The organism is Acidovorax sp. (genome assembly GCF_022763525.1).
Taxonomy (GTDB): Bacteria; Pseudomonadota; Gammaproteobacteria; order Burkholderiales; family Burkholderiaceae_C; genus Acidovorax.
In genome coordinates this window covers 1-8446 of sequence record NZ_JALEGG010000224.1, presented here as the reverse complement: position 1 = coordinate 8446, position 8446 = coordinate 1, and the positions used below count along the sequence as shown (strand labels likewise).

Sequence of the window (8446 nt, the reverse complement as noted above, 5' to 3'; positions counted from 1 at the left end):
GCAGGATGGCGAGCGTGGTGAACTCAAAGTACGTGAGGGACACCTCATTGCCATTTTGTGTTCTGGCGCTTTCCACGGCCTCGAAGTGCGCTATCAAATCAGAAGCAGCAACAATATCGCCATGGATGCGACACCGTTCCTCGAAGTGCACCAGGTGGGGCGATGTGTACACACCCGTGCGATAGCCTGCCTGCAACGCCACCGCTTCCAGCATGGCGCAGGTGGACCCTTTCCCGTTGGTGCCTGCCACGGTAATCACGGGGCAGTCAAACCGCAGCGCCATGCGGCGGGCCACTTCGCGGACACGGTCCAGACCCATATCGATGTTGCGGGGATGCAGCTGCTCGCAGTGGCTGAGCCAGCCTTCCAGAGTGTGGATTTTGGTTTGCATACGGAGCGGGATTGTCGCCCAGCCGCAAGTTCGGGGATGATCTCCGGCATGACAACCTCACACATCACCATCTACGGCATTCCGAACTGCGACACCGTCAAGAAATCCCGCGCCTGGTTCACCGCGCAGGGGCTGGACCACACCTTTCATGATTTCAAGAAGCAGGGTGTACCGGCCCAACATCTGCCCGGCTGGATGGCCGCCGTCGGCTGGGAGAAACTGGTCAACCGCCAAGGCACGACTTGGCGCAAGCTCGACGCTGCGACTCAAGCCGCCGTGCAGGGTGAAGAGAGCGCAGCCGCACTCCTGCAGGCGCAGCCGAGCGTGATCAAGCGTCCGGTTGTCGAGTGGCAGACCGGCGGACGCACCCATGTCAGTGTGGGCTACGTGCCCGACCAATGGCTTGCGTGGACCGCTTGAGCGCCCAAGGCATGAAGAAAGCCCTCCAAGGCGGGGAAATTGCACAAATCTTTACGCAGATTTACGGCCGCCCTGCCCCTGATTGACCTGGCGCGCCTAAACTTTTCGTGAGTCTGGTGCGTTATGTACCGACCCGAAAGGAGTTTCTCCATGAAAAAGATCGTCATTTTTTCTGCCATGGCCGCTGTCGCCACCATGGCCAGCGCCCAGGAACAAGGCCGCGTGCTCTCGGCCACACCCGTCATTCAGCAGGTCGCCACGCCGCAGCAGGTATGCGGCAACGAGACGGTCTACAGCGGCAACCGCACTACCGGCGCTGGCGCCGTGATGGGCGCCCGTGCGGGCGGTGCCGCGGGCAATGCCCTCGGCAAGGGCCGCGGCCGCGCCGCTGCCACGGCGATCGGCGTGCTTGGCGGTGCCGTGCTGGGCAACCACATCGAGGGCGGCCAGCCCCAGTACGAAACGGTGCAGCGCTGCACGACCCAGACGTACTATGAAAACCGCACGGTCGGCTACGACGTGGTGTACGAGTACGCAGGTCGGCAATACACCACCCGCACCCAGACCGACCCCGGCCGCTGGATTCCGCTGAGCGTGCAGCCCACCGGGCAAACGTATTCCACGCAACCCGACCCTTACGCCTCTCAGGGCGTGTACAGCCAGCCGGGCGTGGTGACCTCGACCTATCCTGCGCAGCCGGTGTACCAGCAGCCCACCTATGTGACGCCGCCTGTGACGGTGATCGAGTACGGCTACGACAGCCGCCCGTACTACCCGCACCACCGCAACCCGTACTGGCGCTGACCCGCTTGGCCAAGAGCACAAAACAAGAGCCCTTCGGGGCTCTTTTTCATGGGCAACGCACGCCGGCCCACACGCCAGCCGTGATCAGCGGCAGAACCGCTGCCCCCTGCCCTAAAATCTTGGGTTTCCTCCTACCACCCCAGCGCATTCCATGACCACCGAAAAAATCGACGGCGTGTCCGTCACCACCCAGGCCAATGTGTACTTTGACGGCAAGTGCGTGAGCCACGGCATCACCTTTGCCGACGGCACGAAGAAATCGGTGGGCGTGGTGCTGCCCGCAACGCTGACCTTCAACACCGGCGCGCCCGAGATCATGGAATGCGTGGCCGGCTCCTGCGAATACAAGCTGGACGGCTCCGACACCTGGGTGAAGTCTTCGGCGGGCGACAAGTTCAGCGTGCCCGGCAACTCCAAGTTCGACATCCGGGTGACCGAGGCCTATCACTACATCTGCCACTTCGGCTGAAACAAGCCGGCTGAGATCTGATGATTTCAGCCTCTAGCGCTGATCCATACAGCGCGAGCAGCTATCATTTTTGAAGAAGCATTTCATGGCAACCATTCTCCAGAACCTCCCTCTTGGCCAAAAGGTCGGCATCGCGTTTTCCGGCGGCCTGGACACCAGCGCCGCGCTGCACTGGATGAAGCTCAAGGGCGCTATCCCTTATGCCTACACCGCCAACCTGGGCCAGCCCGACGAGCCCGACTACGACGCCATTCCGCGCAAGGCGATGGAATACGGCGCCGAGAAGGCCCGTCTGGTGGACTGCCGCACCCAACTGGCACACGAAGGCATTGCCGCGCTGCAGGCCGGCGCGTTCCACATCAGCACCGGCGGCCTCACCTACTTCAACACCACCCCCCTGGGCCGCGCCGTGACGGGCACCATGCTGGTGGCCGCGATGAAGGAAGACGACGTCAACATCTGGGGCGACGGCTCGACCTTCAAGGGCAACGACATCGAGCGTTTCTACCGCTACGGCCTGCTGACAAACCCCTCGCTCAAGATCTACAAGCCCTGGCTGGACCAGTTGTTCATCGATGAGCTGGGCGGGCGCGCCGAGATGTCCGCCTTCATGACCAAGGCCGGCTTTGGCTACAAGATGAGCGCCGAGAAGGCCTACAGCACCGACAGCAACATGCTCGGCGCCACACACGAGGCCAAGGACCTGGAGTTTCTGAACAGCGGCATCCGCATCGTCAACCCCATCATGGGTGTGGCGTTCTGGAAGCCGGAGGTCGACGTGAAGGCTGAGGAGGTCTCCGTGACCTTCAATGAAGGCCAGCCCGTGGCGCTGAACGGCAAGGAGTTCAACGACCCCGTCGAGTTGATTCTGGAGGCCAACCGCATCGGTGGCCGCCACGGCCTGGGCATGAGCGACCAGATCGAGAACCGCATCATCGAAGCCAAGAGCCGCGGCATCTACGAAGCCCCCGGCCTGGCCCTGCTGCACATCGCCTACGAGCGTCTGGTCACCGGCATCCACAACGAGGACACCATCGAGCAGTACCGCATGAACGGCCTGAAGCTGGGCCGCCTGCTGTACCAGGGCCGCTGGTTCGACCCCCAGGCCATCATGCTGCGCGAAACCGCCCAGCGCTGGGTGGCCCGCGCCGTGACTGGTACCGTGACGCTGGAGCTGCGCCGCGGCAACGACTATTCGCTGCTGAACACCGAGTCGCCCAACCTGACCTACGCGCCCGAGCGCCTGTCGATGGAAAAGGTGGAAGACGCGCCGTTCAGCCCGCTGGACCGCATCGGCCAGTTGACCATGCGCAACCTGGACATCTCGGACACGCGCGACAAGCTGGGCGTGTATTCGCGCGCCGGCCTGCTGTCGCTGGGTGGCAATGCCGCCCTGGCGCAACTGGAAAACGACCGCAAGTAAGCCCTGGACCCAGAATATGGGTCAATTATGGCCCTGGCGCTTGTACTGCAAGCGCCAGTAGCTATATAAAAATGAGCAAAGCCACCGGAGACGGTGGCTTTTTTCTATGCTGGCAAGGTGGCTGCTGGCCTAAACCACCACGGGCTCGGGCTCCAGGCGGTTGCCAAAGCGCTCATACACGCTGGTCTGGATGGCCTTGGCCAGGGTCATCACCTCGCCTCCCGTCACGCTGTCGCTTCCCTGCCCCCGGTTCACCAGCACCAGCGCCTGCTTTTCATAAACGCCGGCCTTGCCGATGGACTTGCCCTTCCAGCCGCAGGCATCGATCAGCCAGCCCGCCGCCAGCTTGATGCTGCCATCGGGCATGGGGTAGTGAACGATCTTGGGCTCGCGCGCGATGATGTCGGCGCACTGGTCAGGCGACACCGTGGGGTTCTTGAAGAAGCTGCCCGCGTTGCCCACCACGGTGGGGTCAGGCAGCTTGGCGCGGCGAATCTCGCAGACCCAGTCGAAAATCTGCTGCGCACTGGGGTGTTCCACGCCCTCTTGCGCGCGGCGGCGTTCCAGGTCCAGGTAGCCCAGCACGGGCTTCCATGGCTTGGGCAGGCGAAACCGCACATGGGTGATCACCGCCCGCCCCGCCAGGCCCATGCCGCGTGGCAATCCGCTGCCGTCCGGCGACTCGGAAGGCGCATGCTTGAACACGGAATCACGGTAGCCAAAGCCGCATTGCGCAGCATCCAGGCTGAACGACTGGCCTGTGGCGAGATCCATGGCGTCGAGCGACTCGAAACGGTCCTGCAACTCCACGCCATACGCACCAATGTTCTGCACGGGCGATGCCCCGACGGTGCCAGGAATGAGCGCCAGGTTTTCCAGGCCCGGGAAGCCATGCGCCAGCGTCCAGGCCACGGCGTCATGCCAGACCTCGCCCGCGCCCGCCTCGACGATCCAGGCCTTGGCTGTTTCCTCCACCAGCCGCAGCCCCTTGATCTCCATCTTGAGCACCACGGGCTTCACGTCGCCCGTCAGGATGATGTTGCTGCCACCACCCAGCACGAACTTCGGCGCCGGGGCCAAGGCCGCATCGGCCAGCACCGCATGCACATCGGCCACGGAGCGCACGCGCACCAGGGTTTGCGCACGCGCCGCAATGCCGAAGGTGTTCCAGGGCTGTAAGGGGGTGTTTTTCTCGACTACCATTGGCCCGATTGTCGCACCCGCCCTTTCAGGCGCCCGCGATTTGCTACCCCGTTCCCCGAGATTGAGAGCCACCATGCCATCTTTTGACACCGTCTGCGAAGCCAACCTGGTTGAAGTGAAAAATGCCGTCGAGAACACCGCCAAGGAAATCGGCACCCGCTTCGACTTCAAGGGCACATCCGCCAGCATTGAAATCAAGGACAAGGACATCACCCTGATCGGCGACGCCGACTTCCAGCTCACCCAGATCGAAGACGTCCTGCGCAACAAGCTCACTAAGCGCAGCGTGGACGTGCGCTTCCTGGACGTGGGCGACGTGCAGAAGATGGGCGGCGACAAGGTCAAGCAGGTCATCAAGGTGCGCAACGGCATCGAGAGCGAGTTGGCCAAGAAGATCCAGAAGCTGCTCAAGGAAAGCAAGCTCAAGGTGCAAGCCGCCATCCAGGAAGACAAGGTGCGGGTGACGGGCGCCAAGCGCGACGACCTGCAGGCCGCCATGGCCCTTATCCGCAAGGATGTGACGGACGTGCCGCTGTCGTTTGACAACTTCCGGGACTAGAGATGCCCCCCCTGAGTCGCTTCGCGCCTTCCCCCCGAGGGGGGACGACGCCAGTGGCCTGGCAAAGCCAGTTCCACAGCGTCCGCCGGTGGCGGGCGGGCCGGTTTCGAACCTGGCGCGCCAGGCTCAGCAGCGTGAAGATGTGCCTGCGGGCTGCTTCGTTGCTGGCTGCCTTCTGTCTCGCGCCTTCCTGGGCGCACGCCCAGTCGGTGGGCATCGCCGGCATGCTGGGCACCAAGGCGCTGCTGGTGGTGGATACGCACCCGCCGCGGGCCCTGGCAGCGGGGGATGAGTTTCAAGGGGTCAAGGTCATTTCCATTGACAAGGACGAGGCCACGGTCGAAGTCCAGGGCAAGCGGCGCGTGCTGCGGCTGGGCGAGGCTCCCGTGAGCGTGGGTGGCCGGGGCGGCAGCGGCAAGCGGGTGGTGCTGATGGCCGACAGCCGCGGGCACTTTGTCAACACCGGCACCATCAACGGCCGCGTAATGCAGTACATGGTCGACACCGGGGCCTCCACCGTTGCCATTGGCCGCACCGACGCCGACCGGCTGGGGCTCAATTACCAAAAGGGCCAGCCTGTGCGCATGAACACCGCCAACGGCGTGGCCCAGGGCTGGCGCATGAAGCTCGATTCGGTGCGCATCGGTGACGTGGAAGTGTTCGGAGTCGAGGCGGTGATCACGCCACAGTCCATGCCCTACGTGCTGCTGGGCAACAGCTTTTTGACCGAGTTCCAGATGACCCGTATCAACGACCAGATGGTGCTCGAAAAGCGCAACTGATACTTCCTTCCAAAGCGCCGCCGCCCATGTCTGTGCACCCCACTGCCGGTACCCCCTCTGCTGGAATCCACCACGCTGGCCATCAAGCCGAGGTCGAGTACGAGGATCTGCTGAGCCTGTGGTCCGACCTGGAGTCGGGGCTTTCGGTGCTGCTGTCCCGCCCTCTGCAGGTGCAGGATTTTCCGGCGAAGGTTCGCCAGTTCGATGCCTGGCTGCAGGACCTGGTGGCCCACGACATCGACGCAGCGCTGTACCTGATGTTCCAGTTGGCCGCCACCTCGATGGTGGGCTACAGCGCCTCGCACGCGCTGGTGTGCGGCACGCTGTGCCACATCATGGCGCACGAGCTGCACTTGCCGGCGCAAGAACGCGACAGCCTGGTGCGGGCCGCACTGACGATGAACATCGGCATGACGGCTCTGCAGGACGAACTGGCCGTACAACGCGAACGCCCCACGGCCAGCCAGCAGGAAGCCATCCTGGGCCACCCCGAAGAAAGCATGATGCTGCTGGAGCGGCTCTTCATCAATGACAGCCTGTGGCTGGAGGTGGTGGGGCAACACCACGCCACGGTCACCGACCGGGTGCCGCTGGCTCGGCAGGAGCCACAGGACCGCCTCACGCGCATCCTGGGCACCATCGACCGCTACGCCGCCATGATCAGTCCGCGCAAATCACGCGCTGGCCGCAGCGCCACGGATTCGGTGCGCGCCCTCGTGGGCAGCGAGGTCGAGCAGCGCGACGAGGTGAGCTACACGCTGGTGCGCTCCATCGGCCTATGCCCGCCGGGCACCTTCGTGAAACTGGACAACGGCGAGACGGCCATCGTGCTGCGCCGCAGCGAAAAAGCCAACCACCCCCTGGTCGCCAGCCTGCTGGACGCCACGGGCCATCACCATGCCCAGCCCAGCCTCTACCAGACCGCCACGGGCAAGCGGCGCATCCAGTCGGCTCTGGCCCGATCGGCGGTGAGCCTGGAGCTCAACCACCGCACCATGGTGCGATTGGGTCTGTACGCCGCGCAGCACAGCGGCGCGGGGCTGCGGGGGCTGCTGACCGGGCCCGGCGCGCTCTGAATCCAACGCCCCCCGCCCGGCCCGGCCGGAGGGCTCTATCGCTTGGGTTGATGTGGGGCGGCTTCGCCCTGCGCAGCCTTCTTGCTGCCCAGCCGCGACTCCTTCCCCGCGATCAGGCGCTGGATGTTCTCCTTGTGGCGCCATGCCAGCAGCAAGGCCATGACCACGATGGACGCTGCAATGGGTCCTTCGGCATACCACACGACCCCATCCACCAGCAGATAGTACACCGGCGCAAACGCTGCGGCCACCAGCGAAGCCAGCGACGAATACCGGAAGAAGAACGCGATGATGAGCCAGGTGAGCGCCGTGGCCAGCCCCAGCCATACGCTGATGCCCAGCAGCACGCCCAGCGCCGTGGCCACGCCCTTGCCACCTTCGAAGCGGAAGAACACCGGCCACAGGTGGCCCAGAAAGGCCGCCAACCCCACCATCGCCACGGTGCCTTCGTCCAAGCCATAGGGCTGCCCAAACCACATGACCAGCGCCACGGGCAGCCAGCCCTTCATGGCGTCCAGTATCAGCGTCACGATGGCTGCCGCCTTGCTGCCCGAACGCAGTACATTGGTCGCTCCAGGGTTCTTGCTGCCATAGGTTCGCGGATCGCTCAGGCCCATCACCCGCGTCACGATGACGGCGAAGGACAGCGAGCCCAGCAAGTAGGCGGCCACAGCGGCAAGGATGGGGTACACGGCGGTCAAGGCAGCTCCTCAGGGTCAGTGGTACGCGGACAAAGATCCGCGGCGGGCTATTCTGCCAGCGCGCAATGCACTGGCTTGGCACCCAGCAGCTGAACGCATGCTTGCGGATCGATTTGCACCAAAAAACCTCGGCGTCCGCCATTGATGGCAATGCGCGGCAGCCCGAGGATGGTTTCTTCGATGTACACCGGCATTGCACGCCGCGTGCCAAACGGCGAGGTGCCGCCCACCAGATAACCGCTGTGGCGGTTGGCCACCTCCGGCGCGCAGGGCTCCACCGACTTGGCGCCGATCTGGCGCGCCAGATTCTTGGTGGAGACCTTGCGGTTGCCGTGCATCAGCACCAGCAGGGGCTTGGCATCCTGGTCCTGCATCACCAGCGTCTTGACCACGGTGAACGGGTCCAGGCCCAGCACCTCGGCGCTGTGCAAGGCACCGCCGTGCTCCAGGTATTCGTACGGGTGCTCGGTGAAGGCCACCTTGTGTGCCTTGAGCATCTGGGTGGCTTGGGTCTCGGAGACGTGTTCTTTCTTTGCCATGGTGCTGTCCGCTGGGAATCGCAAATGGTACCCAGGTGCGTTTTGCGCGGCAGTCACGCCCTCGGCAGGCCCCGAGATC

10 protein-coding genes and 1 pseudogene are annotated in these 8446 nt (G+C 64.2%); 7 read left to right on the top strand and 4 right to left on the bottom strand.

Features of this window, described 5'->3' with window-relative positions:
* Window positions 1-391: pseudogene (locus MRY84_RS17530) on the bottom strand (bifunctional folylpolyglutamate synthase/dihydrofolate synthase); the annotation flags it as partial.
* A 48-nt stretch (window positions 392-439) separates the two neighbouring features.
* On the opposite strand from MRY84_RS17530, the gene MRY84_RS17525 reads away from it, so the two are divergent.
* From MRY84_RS17525 to argG, 4 genes are all read left to right on the top strand, one after another.
* Window positions 440-811 (top strand): arsenate reductase, encoded by a 372-nt coding sequence (locus MRY84_RS17525; protein ID WP_291506983.1) that lies wholly within the window; start codon window positions 440-442, stop codon window positions 809-811.
* Window positions 812-961: 150 nt separating this feature from the next.
* Window positions 962-1615, top strand: coding sequence for a glycine zipper 2TM domain-containing protein (locus MRY84_RS17520; RefSeq protein ID WP_291506982.1), 654 nt, complete (start codon window positions 962-964; stop codon window positions 1613-1615).
* Window positions 1616-1766: 151 nt separating this feature from the next.
* On the top strand, window positions 1767-2084 hold the full coding sequence (locus MRY84_RS17515; protein ID WP_291506981.1) for a pyrimidine/purine nucleoside phosphorylase: 318 nt from the start codon (window positions 1767-1769) through the stop codon (window positions 2082-2084).
* Between the two features lie 85 nt (window positions 2085-2169).
* Complete coding sequence (gene argG, locus MRY84_RS17510) at window positions 2170-3507, top strand: argininosuccinate synthase (protein ID WP_291506980.1); 1338 nt, start codon at window positions 2170-2172, stop codon at window positions 3505-3507.
* Window positions 3508-3636: 129 nt separating this feature from the next.
* On the opposite strand, the gene murB is transcribed toward argG, so the two are convergent.
* Complete coding sequence (gene murB / locus MRY84_RS17505; protein WP_291506979.1) at window positions 3637-4710, bottom strand: UDP-N-acetylmuramate dehydrogenase; 1074 nt, start codon at window positions 4708-4710, stop codon at window positions 3637-3639.
* A gap of 73 nt (window positions 4711-4783) precedes the next feature.
* Between murB and MRY84_RS17500 the strand changes: the two genes are divergently transcribed.
* From MRY84_RS17500 to MRY84_RS17490, 3 genes are all read left to right on the top strand, one after another.
* Window positions 4784-5269 carry a YajQ family cyclic di-GMP-binding protein gene (locus MRY84_RS17500; protein WP_291506978.1) on the top strand — a complete coding sequence of 162 codons (486 nt, stop codon included), beginning with the start codon at window positions 4784-4786 and terminating at the stop codon, window positions 5267-5269.
* Between the two features lie 140 nt (window positions 5270-5409).
* The gene (locus MRY84_RS17495; protein ID WP_291506984.1) at window positions 5410-6051 is read left to right on the top strand and encodes a TIGR02281 family clan AA aspartic protease; all 642 of its coding nucleotides are present in this window, start codon (window positions 5410-5412) and stop codon (window positions 6049-6051) included.
* 26 nt (window positions 6052-6077) lie between these two features.
* Complete coding sequence (locus MRY84_RS17490) at window positions 6078-7127, top strand: HD domain-containing phosphohydrolase (protein ID WP_291506977.1); 1050 nt, start codon at window positions 6078-6080, stop codon at window positions 7125-7127.
* Between the two features lie 35 nt (window positions 7128-7162).
* Here the strand turns inward: MRY84_RS17490 and plsY are convergent, their stop codons facing one another.
* Entirely contained in the window at window positions 7163-7828 is a 666-nt protein-coding gene (gene plsY / locus MRY84_RS17485) for a glycerol-3-phosphate 1-O-acyltransferase PlsY (RefSeq protein ID WP_291506976.1), read from the bottom strand.
* Between the two features lie 47 nt (window positions 7829-7875).
* Window positions 7876-8367: an aminoacyl-tRNA deacylase gene (locus MRY84_RS17480; RefSeq protein WP_291506975.1), complete on the bottom strand. Its 492-nt coding sequence runs from the start codon at window positions 8365-8367 to the stop codon at window positions 7876-7878.
* Window positions 8368-8446 lie beyond the last annotated feature (79 nt).

What these genes read in the sequence shown, in the direction of transcription:
- MRY84_RS17525 (WP_291506983.1), top strand. Translation starts at nt 440, where the DNA reads ATGACAACCTCACACATCACCATCTACGGCATTCCGAACTGCGACACC.
- MRY84_RS17520 (WP_291506982.1), top strand. Translation starts at nt 962, where the DNA reads ATGAAAAAGATCGTCATTTTTTCTGCCATGGCCGCTGTCGCCACCATG.
- MRY84_RS17515 (WP_291506981.1), top strand. Translation starts at nt 1,767, where the DNA reads ATGACCACCGAAAAAATCGACGGCGTGTCCGTCACCACCCAGGCCAAT.
- argG (WP_291506980.1), top strand. Translation starts at nt 2,170, where the DNA reads ATGGCAACCATTCTCCAGAACCTCCCTCTTGGCCAAAAGGTCGGCATC.
- murB (WP_291506979.1), bottom strand. Translation starts at nt 4,710, where the DNA reads ATGGTAGTCGAGAAAAACACCCCCTTACAGCCCTGGAACACCTTCGGC.
- MRY84_RS17500 (WP_291506978.1), top strand. Translation starts at nt 4,784, where the DNA reads ATGCCATCTTTTGACACCGTCTGCGAAGCCAACCTGGTTGAAGTGAAA.
- MRY84_RS17495 (WP_291506984.1), top strand. Translation starts at nt 5,410, where the DNA reads ATGTGCCTGCGGGCTGCTTCGTTGCTGGCTGCCTTCTGTCTCGCGCCT.
- MRY84_RS17490 (WP_291506977.1), top strand. Translation starts at nt 6,078, where the DNA reads ATGTCTGTGCACCCCACTGCCGGTACCCCCTCTGCTGGAATCCACCAC.
- MRY84_RS17480 (WP_291506975.1), bottom strand. Translation starts at nt 8,367, where the DNA reads ATGGCAAAGAAAGAACACGTCTCCGAGACCCAAGCCACCCAGATGCTC.